Here is a 16,452-nt window from a genome sequence, read left to right on the forward strand (position 1 = left end):
ACAGTGCTGCTCATTGCGCTTGCACGGCCACCTTCGTGATCGACGCGGTTCCGGCAGGCGGATTGTCATTGTCGAGCAACGGTTGCAACACCGGCGCAAGCGACTTCAGCAATTGCACCGAGAGCGCACTCGTGAAGTCGTACCGGGCCGCGTACGGTTCGTGCACCCAAGCCGTCAATGTGCCGTAGAAGCGGTCCCCCATCACGAACACGAAGGTTGCGCTGCGGTTCACCTTGCGCGACTCGATCAGGCGCGCGCCTTTGGCCCACACATTGAAGCGCTGATCGCCGGTGCCGGTCTTGCCGTAAATCTCCAGTGTCTGGCCGTCGGGGAACGTCATTCCCTGGGCGAGACGCTTCGCCGTGCCGCCCAATACGACGTCACGCAACAGCCCTCTGACCACCCCGGCAATCTCCGGCGACAACTGCTGCTGCGGCGCTACCGCCGCGCGCTGGAAATGCGTTTCGTATGGCGTGTTTTTCGCGAAATCGAGTTGCGTGAGGGTTTCGGTCGGCACCTTGCTGCCGTCGTTCGCAATCACGCCAATCAGTTGCGCAAGCGCAGCCGGACGGTCGCCGGATGCGCCAATCGCCGCTGCATAGGACGGCGTGAGCGTCGCGAACGGATAGCCGAGCGCCTGCCACGATTTGCCGATTGCATCGTATGCGCGCAGTTCGACCATGCGCTTGATGCGGCGGTCCTGGGTGGCGTGATAGCGGGTCTTGAAGAGCCACGAATAGGTCGACAGGCGCACGTCCCGACTCGCGTTTTCCATCTGATCGAGCGTTGCATCGGGATGGGCGCGCAGATAGTTGAGGGTCCACAATTCCAGCGGATGCACACTCGAAATGTAGCCTCGATCGTTCAGATTGAAGCGGTCGATCGCATACTTTTCGTACAGGTTCCCCACATCCTCATCGTCCAGTATGGAAGCGGCCGGTGTGTTCTTCAACGCGGCCCGCATCTTCGCGTTGAACCACGCGTTAGATTCGTCCGGCGCCACACTGCGCAAGACCGTCGCCACTTTGGGCGGCGATTTGCGCACGCCGAGCAGCAGCAGCGCCAGTTGCTGATCCGGCGTTTTGCCGTGGTACTTGGTGTAGAAACGACTCATGTACACGCGGCTTTCCTGGTCGGCGAAACGCGTGAGATACATCTTGCGGATCGCCGGATCGCCCAGCCATTGCGACGACGGCCCGGTAGTCTGCACCATCTCATAGTGGACGATATCGCGCATCAACCGCACGAACACCAGATTCACCGAATGCTGGAAGGCCCGGTGCACGGTGAGAATGCGGCTGTTGTCGTCGGAGTCGAAGTTGTTGAAGGTCTGCGCCCCGCCACCCGTATAGAACGTTTCGCCCGGACTTGCCGAGTACTTGCGCTCCACGGCCGCATCGAGCATGGCTTGCAGCGAGCGGTCCGGGGTATGCATCAGATAGTCGAGCGCCCAGCGCGTAAGCTGATCGTTCGGATCGGGTTTCACCGCCTTGAGCTCCGCTATGCTTAGCGGGGCATAACGCGCATGCAGGTCGGAGACGATCTGCAAATATGTCACCACGGTGCGCATTTTCGCGGTTGAGCCGAGATTCAGCCGCGCACCCGAGTTGATATCGAATGGCTGGTTGACGCTGTCGGTTTGTACCCGCACGAGGTTCGCACCGCCGCGCCGTTCGAATAGCGTGAAACTGTAGGCGATCTTCGACGGATCGTCGGAGGCGCGCAGCATTTCAAAGCCGACAATCCCGGCGGCTTTCGCACCGTCGCGCGTCGCGGCGGCAGCGAGACGATCACTCACCGCTTGCTGCACGGCGTTGTTGAGCGTACCCGTTGCCTGCAAGTCGAGCCGGTCGAGTTCGTAGAAACTCCGTATGCCGAGCGCCGCCAGCAGATGCGAACGCATCGACGTCACGGCCTTGCGCGATATGAACGAGTCCGCGTTCTGCTGCGTGCCCGGCGCGTGACGCAGCGCGACTTGCGCGGACAGCGCGGCATCACGCAGTGCGGGCGTAATGACACCGCCGTTCGCCAGCAGGCGGATATAACTATCCGTCCGATGTTCGAGGTCGCTATAGCCGTGACGCAGGAAATACGACGGCGCACGCTGCGCGATCATCAGCGACAGTACCTGGCGAAACGCGATGCCCTGCCCGGCCAGGTTGGCCTCGGTCGACGGCGCTTTCAGGATGCGGTTGACCTCGTCGAAGTCGCGGCCGTACCAGGCGGCCAAACCGTCGCCAATGCCGTTGATTTCGCCTATGCCCGGTTGCGCGGCAAGCGGCACCGAGTTGAGATAGTGGACAACGATCTGCTGACGCGCGGGCATGGTCTGCGGGCCGTTCAGGTAGGCACGCACCGAGGCCGACGCGATTTGCCGCAATTTCTCCGGCGGCGTTGCCGTACGGCCGCCCGCCGAGTGACGGAACTTCTCTATCTGCGTGGCCAGCGTGCTGCCGCCCGGCGTCGCCTGATGCCGGTTGAACACCCGTGCGCCCTGATCGACTAGCGCGCGGCTAAAGCGCCCCCAGTCGATCGCCGGATTGCGGTTCGGCTGATCCGGATCGAGCAGGTAGCGGTCTTCGATAAAAAGCAGCGAATTGACGACAAGCGGCGGGATCGAATCGAAGCTGCCATACACGCGGCCCGGAAACTGTGCGCCAAAGAGCGGCGCGCCGGTGCCGTCGAAGAGTTGCAGCCCCGCCTGATCTTTTTCGGCGTAGGGAATAAACAGACCATCATCCGCCAGCGACAGCATCCGTTCGGAATCGCGCGCCTGCGCGCTGATTTCAAACCCGCGTTGCAGCAAGCGCTGCTGGAACGACGGCAGCAGCGCGTAGCCGAGACGCGTGTCGTACGGACCTTTGTCTGCCTGAGGAAAACGGATGGAATGGCTTGGACCGTTGTCGACGGAAAAACCCACGTCGCGCGTGAGTTCGGAGAGATAGCGCGCCTGCAGCCGGGACGTTTCGATCTCGACCTGGATAAAGCGGGCCGCCAAAGCCAGCGCGAGCAAAAACGCCGCCGCCAGCCCCCATTTGAGCCACTTCCGGACAGACGTCGTGCCTGTCGCGCGAAGCGGTAACCGAACCAGTGGCCGATTCATGGCTGCTCTCCCCGAGCGTGCGCCGTGCTGTCGATTCTGGCGCACCTTCGATCAAGTGTAGCTCGGAAAATGAGCGTGCAATCGGTTCGGATTTACCCGACAGTGTCGCCGCCGCAACACCCCACCGCAAGGCATGGCGGAGCGCCGCCGGGCGTGAGATATTGAAAGTCTTTCCCGACTTGAAAAACCGCCGTATCAGGCGGTTTTCTGCTTCTGCACCGGCTGATTCTCAACCTGCGCCACCTGCCCCACCGCCTGTTCACGCAATAATTCGATGAATCGCTCAGCCGGCGGCGACAGCACGCCGCCCTTGCGCGTCACGATCCCGAACGTCTGCGAAGGCGATTTAAGCTTGACCGGCACGAAGCGCAACATTTTCTGCTGCACGAATAACGTCGCGATCGCGGTGGGCAGGAGTGAAACCAGATCGGCACAGCTTTGCAGTAATGCGACTGTCACGAAAGTGGAAGCGGTCGAGATCGGGTTGTCCGGCATATCGAGCCCAGCCAGATCCATCTCCCGTTCGAGCAGAGCGTGCAACGGCATGTGCGACGGATACATGACCCAGCGGTGGCCGGCCAGGTCACGCAGTTTCACTTCCTTCCTGGGCAGCGGCGGGTGGCCGTAACCTACTACGACCGATAAGGGTTCGTCCGCCAGCGGTCGATAGTGATATTTCGACGGATCGGCCGCAACCGCTGCGCGCCCGATCACCAGGTCAAGCCGCCCTTCGTCGAGTTGCAGCAGCATACGCGCGCTCGTGTCTTCCACCACTTCGATCGACAGGCCCGGCTGGCCGGCATGCAGATCGTTTAGCGCTGGCACGACGCACCCGGGAATCGCGCCCATGATCGCGCCGATCGCGAGCCGGCCGCCACGCCCCGACCGGATATCCGCAACGTCCTGGCACAGCGCGCTCAGGTCCGTCGCGAGAAGCCGCGCGTAGCGGATCACGCAGTGGCCGAGCTGATTCGGAATCATGCCGCTCTTCGAGCGCTCGAAGAGCGGCGCCGCCAGCATCGACTCCAGTTCCTGTAATGCCTTGCTGGCGGCCGATTGCGTCATCGACATCGCACTGGCCGCTTTGTGCAGCGACTTGTGATCGTCGAGCGCGATCAGCAATTGCAACTGCTTCATGCGCAGTCTCGACAGAAGAACGTTCAGGGTGTCTTTCATGGCGTGTCTGGATTCTGCCGAGGGTGAGTCGTAAAAGCGATCACAGGATGGAAACTATTCAATATACCCGTCGCGTGCGGCGCCGTATAGTCGGCGCTGGAGACATTCAAACCGCCACGCCTGACTACGTCAGCACCTCGACCCGACCTCTACCGCCATGACCCAGACACTCAACCCAGCTCCTTTGCGCGGTGTGTTCCCCGTCGCGCCGACCATCTTCGACGACGCCGGCCGGCTCGACCTGGAAGGCCAGAAACGCTGCATCGATTTCATGATCGACGCGGGTTCCAACGGCCTGTGCATTCTGGCGAACTTCTCCGAGCAGTTCGCACTCTCCGACGACGAGCGCAACACGCTGATGCACGCGGTGCTCGAGCACGTCGCCGGCCGCGTGCCGGTAATCGTCACGACCACGCATTTCAGCTCCCATCTATGCGCCGAACGCAGCCGCAGCGCGCAGGCCGCGGGCGCCGCGATGGTGATGATCATGCCGCCGTATCACGGTGCAACGATCCGCATTGGCGAGCGCGGTATCTATGAGTTCTATCGCACGGTGTCCGATGCAATCGGGATTCCGATCATGATCCAGGACGCGCCGGTCAGCGGCACGCCGTTGTCCGCGCCGTTCCTCGCGCGCATGGCGCGTGAGATTCAGAACGTGTCGTACTTCAAGATCGAAGTGCCGCAGGCAGCGAACAAACTGCGCGAGCTGATCGAATTGGGCGGCGACGCCGTAGTGGGCCCATGGGATGGCGAAGAAGCGATCACGCTGATGGCCGATCTCGATGCGGGCGCAACCGGTTCGATGACCGGCGGCGGCTATCCGGACGGCATCCGCTTGATTATCGACGCCTATGCGGCCGGCGACACCGAAGCCGCAGCCGCGCACTACCAGCAGTGGCTGCCGCTCATCAACTACGAAAACCGCCAGGGCGGCCTCGCGTCGTGCAAGGCGCTGATGAAGGAAGGCGGCGTGATCCGCTCGGACGCGGTGCGCCATCCTTTGCCGCCGATGCATCCCGCCACGCGGGCAGGCTTGCTGAAGGTCGCCCGGCGGCTCGATCCGCTGGTGTTGCGCTGGGGCGCATAAGCTCGGCCGGTCCCCGGGACGCCCATATACGCTGCCGCCGGCCTGGCGGATGCAGCCCGTCGAGAAAAAACCGCCTATAAGATCGGCTGGAAATTGAGTAACATAGGCCCGCAAGCCCACCACTCCACTTTCCATGACCGCCGATCCTCGAGAACTGACGCCGGAAACCCTCGCCGAGTTGCTCGAACGCGTGGCTAAACAGGACGCCGTGGCACTGCGCGAGCTATATGATCTCGCCGCCCCGAAACTGTTTGGCCTCGCGCTCCGTATATTGAGCAGACACGAGTGGGCCGAAGAAGTCTTGCAGGACAGCTTCGTCAATATCTGGCGCTTTGCCGGCGACTACCGCCGGGCACTGTCCGCGCCAATGACGTGGATGTCGGCGATCGTCCGGAACCGTGCTCTCGATCACCTGCGGCGAGTCAATACGCAGGAAACGGAATGGAGCGATGCGTTGGACGACCTGGTGGCGAGTGGTGATCCGGATCCCGAAGCGCTGAGTGCGGTCAGCCTGCAGGCACGCCTGCTGGCCGGCTGCATGCAGCAATTGGAGCCGGCGCAGCGTCAGGCGGTCGCCCTCGCCTACCTGCGCGACCAGAGCCATAGCGAGATCGCCGACGTGCTGACGGTGCCGCTCGGCACGGTCAAATCCTGGATCCGGCGTGGCCTTGCCAAGCTGAAAACGTGTCTGGGAGGTCAGTGATGAATCTGCATCGCTACCCCCAACTGGTCGATCTGCTGGCCGCCGAGTATGTGCTCGGCACGCTGCGCGGCGGCGCCCGGCGCCGCTTCCAGTACTACGCGGACCACGACGCGGTGATTCGTAAGGTCATCGACGAATGGCTGCGCCGCATCTCGCCGCTGGCCGAACTCGCCGCGCCGCGCATGCCGCCGGCCACCGTGTGGCAAGCCATTGAACGGCGTCTCGACCTGAACCTGGCACGCGAAGCGGCACGCCCGCGCACCGTGGCCGAGAAGCCCGCGCGTCCGTCCCGCAGCATCTTCGAAAACCTCGCGTTCTGGCGTGGCTGGGCAATCGGCGTGACAGGCTTCGCCGTGATCGCCGCCGTGGTCGCCGTGCGCTCGCTGCTGCCGGGCGCCGCACCCACCCCCACGACGCCAACCGTCGCGCAACAACCGGAGGCCGCCGTTTCGCATGTCGCGGTGCTCAACGACAAGAACACGCATCCGGTCATGCTGGTGGCGTGGGACGAAACCCATGACACCATGACGCTGCATCCGCTCGGCAAGGTCGACTTGCCGGCCGGCCGGGTGATGGAGCTGTGGGGTATTCCGGCCAGCGGCCATGCGGTGTCGCTCGGCGTGCTGCCGGATAGCGCCAACGGCAAGGTCACGGCCGGCCGGCAGAAACCCGAAAGCTACGCGGCGCTGGCGGTCTCGATCGAAGCGCCGGGCGGCTCGCCGGATCACAATGCGCCGAGCGGTCCGGTGGTGTTCAGCGGCAAGCTGCTGCCGGTGTCCTGAGCCGTCTGTCGACTCCATGCAAAGCTTTTATGAAGCCAGTGTCGCCGGCCCTGCGGGGCGCACGACAGCTTACGCGCCGCTCGCCGGCCGGCGCAGCGTCGACGTCTGCATCATGGGCGGCGGCCTCGCGGGTTTGTCCACCGCGCTGGGGCTCGCCGAGCGGGGCATCACCGACGTCGCCGTACTCGAAGCCGAGCAGGTGGGTTTCGGCGCCTCCGGCCGCAATGGCGGCTTCGTATTCGGCGGCTACAGTCTCGATTGCGCGGATCTGCTGAAAACCCTCGGGCCGGCCCGCGCGCGCGAACTCTATGCGCTGACCACCGACGCCGTCGATCTGATGAGAAGCCGTATCCAGCGCTACCGCATCGATTGCGACGTGACCGATGCCGGCGTGATCCTCGCCAACTGGTTCGACGAACCGGCAAGACTCGATGCGCAGCGGCGCCTGATGCGGGATTCATTCGGCGTCGAATGGGAACCCGTGACAGCCGCGACGCTCGCTTCGCAACTGAAGACGAGCCGTTATCACGGTGGCCTGTTCGAGCGCAACGCGTTCCACTTTCATCCGCTTAAGTATGTGCTTGGCGTCGCTGACGCCGCAGCCCAGGCGGGCGTGCAGATTCACGAGAAGTCGCCGGTGGTGCGCCTCGCACGCAGCGGCGCCCAAGGTGACGGCGCCGGCTTCGTCGTGCATACGCCGCACGGCGTGCTCGAAGCGCGTCACGTGGTGATGGCCGGCGGCGGCTATGCGCGCAACGTCTATGCACGGGTCGAGCGTGCCGTGCTGCCGATCGCCACCTACGTGATGGCGACCGAACCACTCGGCGCGCGCCTGAAAGAGGCGATGGACACGCGCGCCGCCGTCTACGACACCCGCTTCGCCTTCGACTATTACCGCCCGCTGCCCGACACCCGCATCCTGTGGGGTGGCCGCATCTCGGTGCGCGAGCGCGACCCCGACAGCATCGCGCGCCTGCTGCGGGGCGATCTGCTGAAGGTCTATCCGCAGTTGCACGACGTGCGTATCGAGTACGCCTGGGGCGGCCTGATGAGCTACGCGCGGCACAAGATGCCGCAAATCGGCCGCAGCGCGGACGGCGTCTGGCACGCGGTCGGCTTCGGCGGCCACGGCATGGCGCCGACCACCGTGTCCGGCGAATTGCTGGCGGCGGCCATTTCCGGCGAACGGCCGGTGCCCGATGCGTTCGCCGCGTTCGGCCTGACGCCCGCCTACGGCGCGCTCGGTCTCGCGGCGGCCCAACTCACCTATACCGCCATGCAGACACGCGACGCGCTCGCGGCCCGGCGAGCCTCGACACGTTCGACCCGTTCGCCCCGTTCGACACCGTAATGCCGCGATACTGTCATGCCACGGCGCGACGCCGGCGGCAACTCAATACGCCGCCGCTTATGCCCGGGACCCGCTCCGGGGGCGGATTTCGCCATGCTAGAATGCGCCGTCACTGCCGCTCGAATACACAATGAAAAAGGGAAGCAAGGCCGCCGAGCCTGATACCAACGGCATTGCGCCCGGCGCTGCGCGCGCCGACGCCAGGCGCAAGTACGATCCCGAACAGACGAAGCGCAACATTCTCGACGTCGCGACCCAGGAGTTCTCCGCGATGGGATTGACCGGCGCGCGCGTCGACGCGATCGCGGAGCGCACGAACACCACCAAGCGCATGCTGTACTACTACTTCGGCAGCAAGGAAGGGTTGTACCAGGCGGTGCTGGAAAAAGTGTACGGCGACATTCGCGCGCTCGAACAGGATCTGCACGTCAGCGAACTCGATCCGATCGAGGGTATGCGTGCGCTGGTCGAGTTTACGTTCGACTATCACGACCGCCAGCGCGACTTCGTACGCCTCGTGACGATCGAAAACATTCACGGCGCGAAGTACGTCGAGCAGGTGAAAAGCTTCAAAGGCCGCAACGTCACCGTCATCCATACGATCGAAGATCTGCTCTCGCGCGGTATCGCGGCGGGACTGTTCCGCAGCGACGTCGACGCCATCGACCTGCATCTGATGATCAGCTCGCTGTGTTTTCACCGCGTCGGCAATCGCCATACCTTCGGTACGGCGTTCGGCCGCGATCCATCGCACCCGCGCCTGCGCGCGCGTCATCGCGCAATGATCGTCGACGCCGTGCTGCGTTTCGTACGCAAGGAAGACTGAAGCACAACTGAAACGAAACAAGGGGGACGCGGCCTCGCCGCGTCCCCCTTGTCTACTCCATCAGCCGATTCGATCGAGCCTGAGGCTCAATCCACTAGCACGATCCGCTTGATATCGCCGACGATAAAGATGTACGACAGCGCGCCGATCAACGCGACCGCGCCGATGAACACCAGCGCGCCGACAAACGAGCCGGTTGCCGCGACGATGAAACCCACCACCAGCGGCGTGATGATCCCCGCCAGGTTGGCGGCAAAGTTAAAGATGCCGCCCGTCACGCCGAGCAAGCCTTCGGGCGCGATATCCGACACCAGCGTCCAGCCGAGCGCCGCCATCCCCTGCGCGAAAAACGCCACCGATAGAATCGCGATCACCGCCACGTTGCTCTCGACATAGTTGGCGAGAATGATCGTCGATGCGAGCAGCAGGCCGGCAATGATCGGCAGCTTGCGCGCCACGTTCGCCGACGTGCCGCGCCGCAGCAGCCAGTCGGAGAAAATACCGCCGAACATCACGCCGATCGATGCGGCAATGAACGGCATGATCGCGAAGAAGCCGATCTTCAGCCATCCCATATGACGTTCGGTGGCGAGATATGTCGGGAACCAGGTGAGGAAGAACACCAGCGTCGAGTTGCCGGCGAACTGGCCGAGGCAGATGCCGGCCAACTGCCGATGCTTGAGCAGGCGGCCGATGGTGCGCCATTCGAAGCCGCTCTTTCCTGCCGCCGCAGCGGGTGCGCCGGAAGGAGCGGTGTCCTTCTTTGCGTGGGTCAGACCGCCGCCTGCTTCGATATAGTCGAGCTCCGCCTGATTGATCCACGGATGCTCATGCGGCTCGCGATAGAACTTCCACCAGACGAGGCCGAACACAATGCCGACAACGCCGACCACGTAGAACAGCGAGCGCCAGCCGAACGCCCCCATCAGCATGAACAGGAACGGACTGAAAAACGCCAGGCCGATATATTCGCCGACGGTGTAGGTGCCGGTCGCCATCGCCCGTTCGCTTTGCGGAAACCAGGTGGCCACCACCCGGCTATTGGTCGGAAAGCATGGCGCTTCCGACACGCCGAGGCCGAGCCGGAGCGCAAACAACGCGCCGATGCCGTGCACGAGCCCCTGCGCCAGCGTGCACAGCGACCAGAACGTCATCGAGAGGAAATACGTGAGCTTGCTGCCGAAGCGGTCGAGAAAGAGGCCGCCCGGAATCTGCGAAGCCACATAGCTCCACGAGAACACGGAGAACAGCACCCCCATGACCGCGGCATTGATGCCGAGCTCCTTCGTCAATTGCGGCGCCGCGATGCCGAGCACCGTGCGGTCCAGATAGTTGATCATCGTGCCGATCGCCAGCAACGAGAGAATCTGGTAGCGCGCTTTCGAGCGGCGCACGGTGCCAGTTGCGGCATTCGTCTGGTGTGCCGCGTCGGCGGGCGTGGATGGAAGCGGTTGTGGCATGGTGTGTCTGTCTCCTCGGTGTGATTACGTACCGGACATATATGGTTTGTTTATGTGCTGCTTCTGCTGGCCTGGCGTTGCAACAAGGACTGGAAGTGGGTGTACACGCGCTCGGCATCGGGCTCCAGACCCGTAAAGATGCGCATCGCGTCGACCGCCTGATACACCGCCATGCCGCCGCCGCTGAGCGTGCGGCAGCCAAGCGCTTCCGCCGCCTGTAACAACGCAGTGCGGATCGGGAAATAGACGATGTCCGCGACCCACAAATCGCGATGCAGCAATTCGACCGGCAAAGGCAGGCCCGGCAATTTCGCCATGCCGGTGGGCGTGGCGTGAATCAGACCGTTGGCGGCCGCGAGTGACTCTTGCAGCGACTCATGCGGCGACTCTGTGCGCGAATTGCCGGCTCTGACGGTGGCCGTTGGGAAGCGCTTCTGCAAGTCCTCGGCGAGCGACGCGGCGCGCGCGGCGTCCACATCGAATAACGTGAGCGTTTGCGCGCCCATCGTCAACGCGGCGTGCGCGACTGCCGCGCCCGCGCCGCCCGCGCCGAGTTGCACGACGCGGGCAAGCGACACGTCCGGCAAACCACGCTGAAACGCACGGGCGAAACCGGACCAATCGGTGTTATGCCCGATCCGTTTGCCGTCCTTGAACAGAACCGTGTTGACCGCGCCGAGCGCGCGCGCGTCGTCGGACAGTTCGTCGAGCAGAGGGATAACCGCCTGCTTGCACGGGTAGGTAATGTTCAGGCCGTTGTAGCCCATGCGTTGCGCCGCGGTGAGCAGATCGGGAAGCGCCGCGATGTCCAACTGCAAGGCTTCCAGATCGATGCGGCGGTACACATAGTGCAGGCCGAGCTTGCTGCCCTCTTCTTCATGCATCGCGGGACTGAGCGAGCCACCAATACCCGATCCGATCAGACCGACGAGAAACGATTTGTCGCTTGCCTGAGCATTCGCTTGTGCGCTCGCTTGTGGGTTCACCTGAGTGCTCATTTGGCCGCCCGATTCTTCAGGATAACTGCCATCCGCTCCAGTGCGAGCACGTACCCCTGCGTACCGCAGCCGACGATGATCGCCTCGGCCAGCGCCGACACATACGAGTGATGCCGGAATGCTTCGCGGCGATGCACGTTTGAAATATGCACTTCGATGACGGGTTTTTCGATCGCGCTGAGTGCATCGGCAATCGCCACCGAGGTATGCGTATAAGCGGCAGGATTGATGACGATGCCGTCGACCTTGGTACGTGCCGCATGCAGCCAGTCAATGAGTTGGTGTTCCGCATTCGATTGGCAGAAGTCGATCGACAGATCCAGCCGTTCGCCGGCGTCTCGGCAAAGTCTGGCTACGTCGTCGAGCGTTTCCGAGCCGTAGATGGCCGGCTCACGCGTGCCGAGCAGGTTGAGATTCGGTCCGTTGAGGACCAGCACTGATGCAAAACTCATGACGGGTACTCCTGCGAAGTAAGGCATAAAGCGGGCCACGGCACACGCCGCAGCTGTACAACGTGAGCGCAGTGTGCGCGCATTGGCCGCCGCCGTCATTCGGGGTTTATACGAATTTGTACCATCTAGTTAGTTTGTATAAACTGTCGGAAAATTGCAGTATCGTGGGTGCTTGCGACCTGAGAGAACCGGCTTTCCGGTAACTGGCTAGACCATTTTTCGCATTGCAACATGACGGCCCGCAGGACATGAGGGCGCGGCACAGCGGCCGTCCGGCACCGTCCCAACCGTTGTTTTATTGTTTTTGCAGGAGCCGTTCATGCAACGTTCGATTGCCACCGTGTCGATCAGCGGGACTCTCGTCGAAAAGCTGACCGCCATTCAGGCGGCGGGCTTCGAAGGCGTCGAAATCTTCGAGAACGACCTGCTGTATTTCGACGGCTCACCTGCCGACGTGCGGCGCATCGCCGAGGACCTTGGGCTGAAAATCATGCTGTTTCAGCCGTTCCGCGATTTCGACGGGGTCAGCCCGGAACGGCTCGCGCGCAATCTGGATCGGGCGAAGCGCAAGTTCGACGTGATGCATGAACTGGGTACGGATCGGATCCTGGTGTGCAGCAACGTCTCGCCCGACACCATCGGCGACGATTCGCTGATGACCGACCAGCTCGGCGCGCTGGCTCGTGCGGCCGAAGCGGCCGGCGTAATCGCCGGTTATGAAGCGCTTGCATGGGGCAAACATGTGAAGACGTACCGTCACGCATGGAAGCTCGTCAATGCGGTGAATCATCCGAATCTCGGGCTGGTGCTCGACAGCTTTCACACGCTGTCGCTCAACGATGCGGTGGACGCGATCGCCGATATTCCTGGCGATCGCATCGCCTTCGTACAAATCGCGGACGCGCCGAAGCTCGCTATGGACGTGCTCGAATGGAGCCGCCATTACCGCTGCTTTCCGGGTCAGGGCGACTTCGATCTGGCGGGGTTCACCGCGCAGGTCGTGAAAACCGGCTACAGCGGGCCGCTTTCGCTCGAAATCTTCAACGACGGTTTTCGCGCCGCGCCAACCGCTATTACCGCGGCGGACGGCCACCGCTCGCTGTTATTCCTCGAGGAACAGACTCGCGCGCTGCTTGAGGCCGCCCGGCAGCCGCCCGGCGACCTCTATCGATCGCCCGCCGCGCCTGCTCACGTTGGCTATCAATTTCTCGAATTCGCGGTCGACCACACCACCCGCGCTCATCTCGTCGACTGGCTCGGCAAGCTGCGCTTTCGCCAGGCCGGCCAGCATCGTTCGAAAGATGTGAGCCTGTTTCAGCATGGCGCGGCGTCGATCGTGCTGAACGCCGAACCGGATTCATTCGCCAACGCCTTCTTCCAGCGGCACGGCCTGTCGCTGTGCGCGTCGGCCTTTCGGGTAGACGACGCCAATCAGGCATTCGAGCGCGCCGCCGGGTTCGGCTACGCGCCGTTCTCGGGTCAGATCGGTCCGAACGAACGCGTGCTGCCCGCCGTGCAGGGGCCCGACGGCAGCCTGAACTATTTCGTCGACGAAACGCCGGATCAGCCCACCCTGTTCGAAGCCGATTTCGTCCTCACCGACATCAACGGTCCGGCCGAAGTGGGACCGCTCACGCGCATCGACCATGTGTGCCTGTCCGTGCCGGCTCCCGCGCTGGATACATGGGTTCTGTTTCTGCGGACCGCATTCGGCTTCCAGGCCGAGCCGGGCGTGCTGGTGCCCGATCCATATGGCCTCGTGCGCAGCCGCGCGCTGCGCAGTCGTGACGGTTCGGTGCGCATCATCCTGAACGCGTCGGTGGACCACCACACGGCGGTGGCCGAAGCCGTCCACACTTACCACGGCTCGGGGCTGAACCATGTGGCGTTCGGCACCAGCGACATTTTCAGCGCGATTCCCGAGTTCATCGCCGACGGTCTGCCGGTGCTGCGCATCCCGCGCAATTACTACGACGACCTCGCCGCCCGCTATGCGCTGCCGGACGAGACGCTCGAAGCGCTGCGCGCACACAACATCCTGTATGACCGGGACGAGCGCGGGGGCGAGTTTTTCCACGCTTACACCGAACAGCTCGATCAGCGCTTTTTCCTGGAAGTGGTCGAACGGCGCGGCGGCTACGACGGCTACGGCGCGGTCAACGCGGCCGTGCGGCTTGCGGCGCAAGCTCAGCGCCGCAAATAGGCGTTCGCGCACGACGACGCCTGTGGCTGTGGCTGTGGCTGTGGCTGTGGCTGTGGCTGTGGCTGTGGCTGTGGCTGTGGCTGTGGCTGTGGCTGTGGCTGTGGCTGTGGCTGTGGCTGTGGCTGTGTGTGTGGCTGCAGCGTAGGCTCGGGGCGACGTTCTGCCTCCGACCTTTCGTCCTCTCCCGTGAATCCACGCGGATCCACGGGAATTCGCGCGAACCCACGCGCGCGCAGGGAAATCGGGCACGCCTCCTGCTCATTCGGCTCAAGCGAACCAGCCGCGCCGATATAATGCCGTCTGATCCGCCGCCCGGCGCCATGCCCTCAGCCCATCCGGGCGTCGCGCGCGCCGTAGGCCGAATGAAACGCCAGGAGAGATATGAAGAAGTTCGCCGTAGTCCTTTCAGTTCCCCTGCTTCTCAGCGCTTGCGCTTACTTCCAGAAGAATCCGGATGCCGGCGAACCCGTCATCGACACCGTCACGCAGCGCTCAGTCAACGATGTGGTCGCCTGCCTCACGCAAGTGGCGACCAGCCACAATGCCGCGTTCAAGTCGACGGGTATCCCGCAAGGCCAGATGCTCGACTTCGGCGATTCGAATATCGTCAAGGTACGCAGCGACAACGGGGCGACCACTTATCGCTTCTACCCGGGCAAGCGCCATGTGAACAACATGTGGATCGAATCGGCGAGTAAAACCTGCGCGCCGTGAGGAAAGTCCGGGTAATAATCCACCCATGTGTAACCATCGGTAACTTGTGCCGACGCAATGATAGTGTCACGGTGTTACATCACAATGGTGTCTTAAGAATCGTTTAAGACTTCATCCGCATGATCCACCCGACACTATCCCGCACAAGGTGCGCTCCATGAACCAGCCCGATCACAACACGAACGAAACGACGGCGCCAGCGAAGCGGCCCACGATTTTGCGCCGCCTGCTGAGCCATCACGAACTGGCGACGCTTCTGCTGTTGCTGCACGCGCCGATCGACGCATCCGCGAAACCCGAGATTCCGCAGCTCCACGAAGCCGGCCTGATCGAAACGGTCTCCAGCGACGCTGGTGCTTCGCAAATCCGTCTGACGTCTGAAGGCAATGCAGTGCTGCGCGGGCTGGGTGTGAAGTAAGACAGTAGCAAGCGTGGTTTATGCCTGCCACACGCCGTACCCCGCCTCGCGTAGTCCAATCGCCAACTCCACTTCCATATCCTGTGCGCCGCGGTAAGGCATAGGGTTGAACACTTCATACAACTCGGGCAAGAGGCGCAGGCCGTAATCGCGCACATAGCGATTTGCCTGAATGCCGGCTTTGTGCCGGTCGAATCGCAGATCCGGGTCCAGTCCCGTCATTCCCACATACACGCAAGGCTTGTCGAACCGGTAATCCGGATTCGCGCGGCGAAAGCGCGCCTCGTTCCAGACGGTATCGTCCAGCGCGACGACGTAGACATAGTAATGATGCTTGCGACGAACCATAGGTGCCGGAGTTCAGCTTCGCGAGGTTCCGTGCAGCAGCATCCGGTACTCGGTCGGCGTAATGCCGACGGTCGCCTTGAATTGCCGCGTAAAGGCGCTGTGGTCGGTGTAGCCGCAGAGCGCGGCGACGTCGGTGACCTTGTCGTGCGAGACCAGCAGCGCGGTGGCGGCGTCCAGCCGCGTTTTCAGCAACACCTGACGCGGCGTCAGATGAAACACTTTGTGAAAGTAGCGCTCCAGTTGCGCCACCGACATATCCGCCATCGCAGCAAGCTGTTTCAGATTCAACGGCTGCACGTAGTTTTCCTGGATGGATTGCACCACCGCGGCCAGCCGGCTGTAAGCGGGATGACTGCTTTCGTCGGCTTTCAGATCGCGGGAAATGCCGGCGAGGCCGACCACCTTGCCCGCGGGATCGCGCAACGGCTGCTTGCAGGTCAGGCACCAACCGGGCTGGCGGCCCGGGTACAGGTGCAGCTCCAGTTGATCGATCATCTGGTTGCCGACGTTGATGATCGCTTTGTCCTGGGCCGTGTAGATGCGGCCAAAGCGGCGCGGGAACACGTCCTCGGCGGTCTTGCCGAGCAGCGCGGCCTTTTCCTTGAAGCCGCAGCGCGAAGCCAGCGTACGGTTGACGAGCGCATAGCGCGCGTGCGCGTCCTTGACGAAGAACACGACGTCCGGCATCGCGTCGAATACCGGTTCGAGCAAAGTGAAATGCGACAGCATGCCGGACAGCGTTGCGTCGTCCGGTTCGAGCGGATGAGCCAGCGTGTTCATCAGGCGGATTCCGTGGTCGGTGCGGTTTGGTGTCGGTCGTGCGTTGCC

General features: G+C 63.1%; 15 protein-coding genes. 8 read left to right on the forward strand and 7 right to left on the reverse strand.

All coding sequences use genetic code 11. The annotated features are described in order from the left end of the window. Positions 1-10: 10 nt before the first annotated feature. Together AC57B6_RS06430 and AC57B6_RS06435 are read right to left on the reverse strand one after the other, a co-directional pair. Entirely contained in the window at positions 11-3,103 is a 3,093-nt protein-coding gene (locus AC57B6_RS06430) for a transglycosylase domain-containing protein (protein ID WP_496420871.1), read from the reverse strand. Positions 3,104-3,298: 195 nt separating this feature from the next. Continuing rightward, positions 3,299-4,279 (reverse strand): LysR family transcriptional regulator, encoded by a 981-nt coding sequence (locus AC57B6_RS06435; protein ID WP_496420872.1) that lies wholly within the window; start codon positions 4,277-4,279, stop codon positions 3,299-3,301. A 157-nt stretch (positions 4,280-4,436) separates the two neighbouring features. Between AC57B6_RS06435 and AC57B6_RS06440 the strand changes: the two genes are divergently transcribed. The 5 genes from AC57B6_RS06440 (at position 4,437) to AC57B6_RS06460 (ending at position 9,031) form a co-directional block, all read left to right on the forward strand. Further along, the gene (locus AC57B6_RS06440) at positions 4,437-5,369 is read left to right on the forward strand and encodes a dihydrodipicolinate synthase family protein (RefSeq protein ID WP_046572733.1); all 933 of its coding nucleotides are present in this window, start codon (positions 4,437-4,439) and stop codon (positions 5,367-5,369) included. Between the two features lie 133 nt (positions 5,370-5,502). Continuing rightward, positions 5,503-6,072, forward strand: a complete 570-nt coding sequence (locus AC57B6_RS06445) for an RNA polymerase sigma factor (RefSeq protein WP_028194902.1) — start codon at positions 5,503-5,505, stop codon at positions 6,070-6,072. After that, complete coding sequence (locus AC57B6_RS06450; RefSeq protein WP_028194903.1) at positions 6,072-6,854, forward strand: anti-sigma factor; 783 nt, start codon at positions 6,072-6,074, stop codon at positions 6,852-6,854. Before AC57B6_RS06445 ends, AC57B6_RS06450 begins: the two co-directional genes overlap by 1 nt. A 16-nt stretch (positions 6,855-6,870) precedes the next feature. Next, the gene (locus tag AC57B6_RS06455; protein ID WP_496420873.1) at positions 6,871-8,205 is read left to right on the forward strand and encodes an NAD(P)/FAD-dependent oxidoreductase; all 1,335 of its coding nucleotides are present in this window, start codon (positions 6,871-6,873) and stop codon (positions 8,203-8,205) included. Between the two features lie 130 nt (positions 8,206-8,335). Next, positions 8,336-9,031: a TetR/AcrR family transcriptional regulator gene (locus AC57B6_RS06460; RefSeq protein WP_028194905.1), complete on the forward strand. Its 696-nt coding sequence runs from the start codon at positions 8,336-8,338 to the stop codon at positions 9,029-9,031. A gap of 86 nt (positions 9,032-9,117) precedes the next feature. Here the strand turns inward: AC57B6_RS06460 and AC57B6_RS06465 are convergent, their stop codons facing one another. From AC57B6_RS06465 to aroQ, 3 genes are read right to left on the reverse strand one after another with little or no spacing between them, the layout of a single operon-like run. Continuing rightward, positions 9,118-10,491, reverse strand: a complete 1,374-nt coding sequence (locus tag AC57B6_RS06465) for an MFS transporter (protein ID WP_496420874.1) — start codon at positions 10,489-10,491, stop codon at positions 9,118-9,120. A gap of 50 nt (positions 10,492-10,541) precedes the next feature. Beyond that, positions 10,542-11,489: a shikimate dehydrogenase gene (locus tag AC57B6_RS06470; RefSeq protein WP_496420875.1), complete on the reverse strand. Its 948-nt coding sequence runs from the start codon at positions 11,487-11,489 to the stop codon at positions 10,542-10,544. After that, the gene (aroQ, locus tag AC57B6_RS06475; protein ID WP_028194908.1) at positions 11,486-11,941 is read right to left on the reverse strand and encodes a type II 3-dehydroquinate dehydratase; all 456 of its coding nucleotides are present in this window, start codon (positions 11,939-11,941) and stop codon (positions 11,486-11,488) included. Before aroQ ends, AC57B6_RS06470 begins: the two co-directional genes overlap by 4 nt. Before the next feature lie 319 nt (positions 11,942-12,260). Here aroQ and AC57B6_RS06480 point away from each other — a divergent pair, with 319 nt between their 5' ends. The 3 genes from AC57B6_RS06480 to AC57B6_RS06490 all read left to right on the forward strand — a co-directional run bounded on the left by AC57B6_RS06480 (position 12,261) and on the right by AC57B6_RS06490 (position 15,276). Continuing rightward, positions 12,261-14,144 (forward strand): bifunctional sugar phosphate isomerase/epimerase/4-hydroxyphenylpyruvate dioxygenase family protein, encoded by a 1,884-nt coding sequence (locus tag AC57B6_RS06480; protein WP_496420876.1) that lies wholly within the window; start codon positions 12,261-12,263, stop codon positions 14,142-14,144. A 381-nt stretch (positions 14,145-14,525) separates the two neighbouring features. Then, the gene (locus AC57B6_RS06485) at positions 14,526-14,858 is read left to right on the forward strand and encodes a hypothetical protein (protein WP_028194910.1); all 333 of its coding nucleotides are present in this window, start codon (positions 14,526-14,528) and stop codon (positions 14,856-14,858) included. Between the two features lie 157 nt (positions 14,859-15,015). Continuing rightward, positions 15,016-15,276: a hypothetical protein gene (locus AC57B6_RS06490; protein ID WP_028194911.1), complete on the forward strand. Its 261-nt coding sequence runs from the start codon at positions 15,016-15,018 to the stop codon at positions 15,274-15,276. An 18-nt stretch (positions 15,277-15,294) separates the two neighbouring features. On the opposite strand, the gene AC57B6_RS06495 is transcribed toward AC57B6_RS06490, so the two are convergent. Beyond that, complete coding sequence (locus AC57B6_RS06495; protein ID WP_028194912.1) at positions 15,295-15,624, reverse strand: hypothetical protein; 330 nt, start codon at positions 15,622-15,624, stop codon at positions 15,295-15,297. 12 nt (positions 15,625-15,636) lie between these two features. Continuing rightward, entirely contained in the window at positions 15,637-16,404 is a 768-nt protein-coding gene (locus AC57B6_RS06500) for an AraC family transcriptional regulator (RefSeq protein WP_028194913.1), read from the reverse strand. Between the last annotated feature and the right edge of the window lie 48 nt (positions 16,405-16,452).

The sequence above is a fragment of the Paraburkholderia sp. BGA-UO-ETr-F12 genome, assembly GCF_059567945.1.

Excerpts from the sequence above, each read along its gene's own strand:
- AC57B6_RS06495 (WP_028194912.1), bottom strand. The coding sequence starts at position 15,624 with ATGGTTCGTCGCAAGCATCATTACTATGTCTACGTCGTCGCGCTGGAC.
- AC57B6_RS06480 (WP_496420876.1), top strand. The coding sequence starts at position 12,261 with ATGCAACGTTCGATTGCCACCGTGTCGATCAGCGGGACTCTCGTCGAA.
- AC57B6_RS06445 (WP_028194902.1), top strand. The coding sequence starts at position 5,503 with ATGACCGCCGATCCTCGAGAACTGACGCCGGAAACCCTCGCCGAGTTG.
- AC57B6_RS06430 (WP_496420871.1), bottom strand. The coding sequence starts at position 3,103 with ATGAATCGGCCACTGGTTCGGTTACCGCTTCGCGCGACAGGCACGACG.
- AC57B6_RS06450 (WP_028194903.1), top strand. The coding sequence starts at position 6,072 with ATGAATCTGCATCGCTACCCCCAACTGGTCGATCTGCTGGCCGCCGAG.
- AC57B6_RS06500 (WP_028194913.1), bottom strand. The coding sequence starts at position 16,404 with ATGAACACGCTGGCTCATCCGCTCGAACCGGACGACGCAACGCTGTCC.
- AC57B6_RS06440 (WP_046572733.1), top strand. The coding sequence starts at position 4,437 with ATGACCCAGACACTCAACCCAGCTCCTTTGCGCGGTGTGTTCCCCGTC.
- AC57B6_RS06490 (WP_028194911.1), top strand. The coding sequence starts at position 15,016 with ATGAACCAGCCCGATCACAACACGAACGAAACGACGGCGCCAGCGAAG.
- aroQ (WP_028194908.1), bottom strand. The coding sequence starts at position 11,941 with ATGAGTTTTGCATCAGTGCTGGTCCTCAACGGACCGAATCTCAACCTG.
- AC57B6_RS06485 (WP_028194910.1), top strand. The coding sequence starts at position 14,526 with ATGAAGAAGTTCGCCGTAGTCCTTTCAGTTCCCCTGCTTCTCAGCGCT.
- AC57B6_RS06470 (WP_496420875.1), bottom strand. The coding sequence starts at position 11,489 with ATGAGCACTCAGGTGAACCCACAAGCGAGCGCACAAGCGAATGCTCAG.
- AC57B6_RS06435 (WP_496420872.1), bottom strand. The coding sequence starts at position 4,279 with ATGAAAGACACCCTGAACGTTCTTCTGTCGAGACTGCGCATGAAGCAG.
- AC57B6_RS06460 (WP_028194905.1), top strand. The coding sequence starts at position 8,336 with ATGAAAAAGGGAAGCAAGGCCGCCGAGCCTGATACCAACGGCATTGCG.
- AC57B6_RS06465 (WP_496420874.1), bottom strand. The coding sequence starts at position 10,491 with ATGCCACAACCGCTTCCATCCACGCCCGCCGACGCGGCACACCAGACG.
- AC57B6_RS06455 (WP_496420873.1), top strand. The coding sequence starts at position 6,871 with ATGCAAAGCTTTTATGAAGCCAGTGTCGCCGGCCCTGCGGGGCGCACG.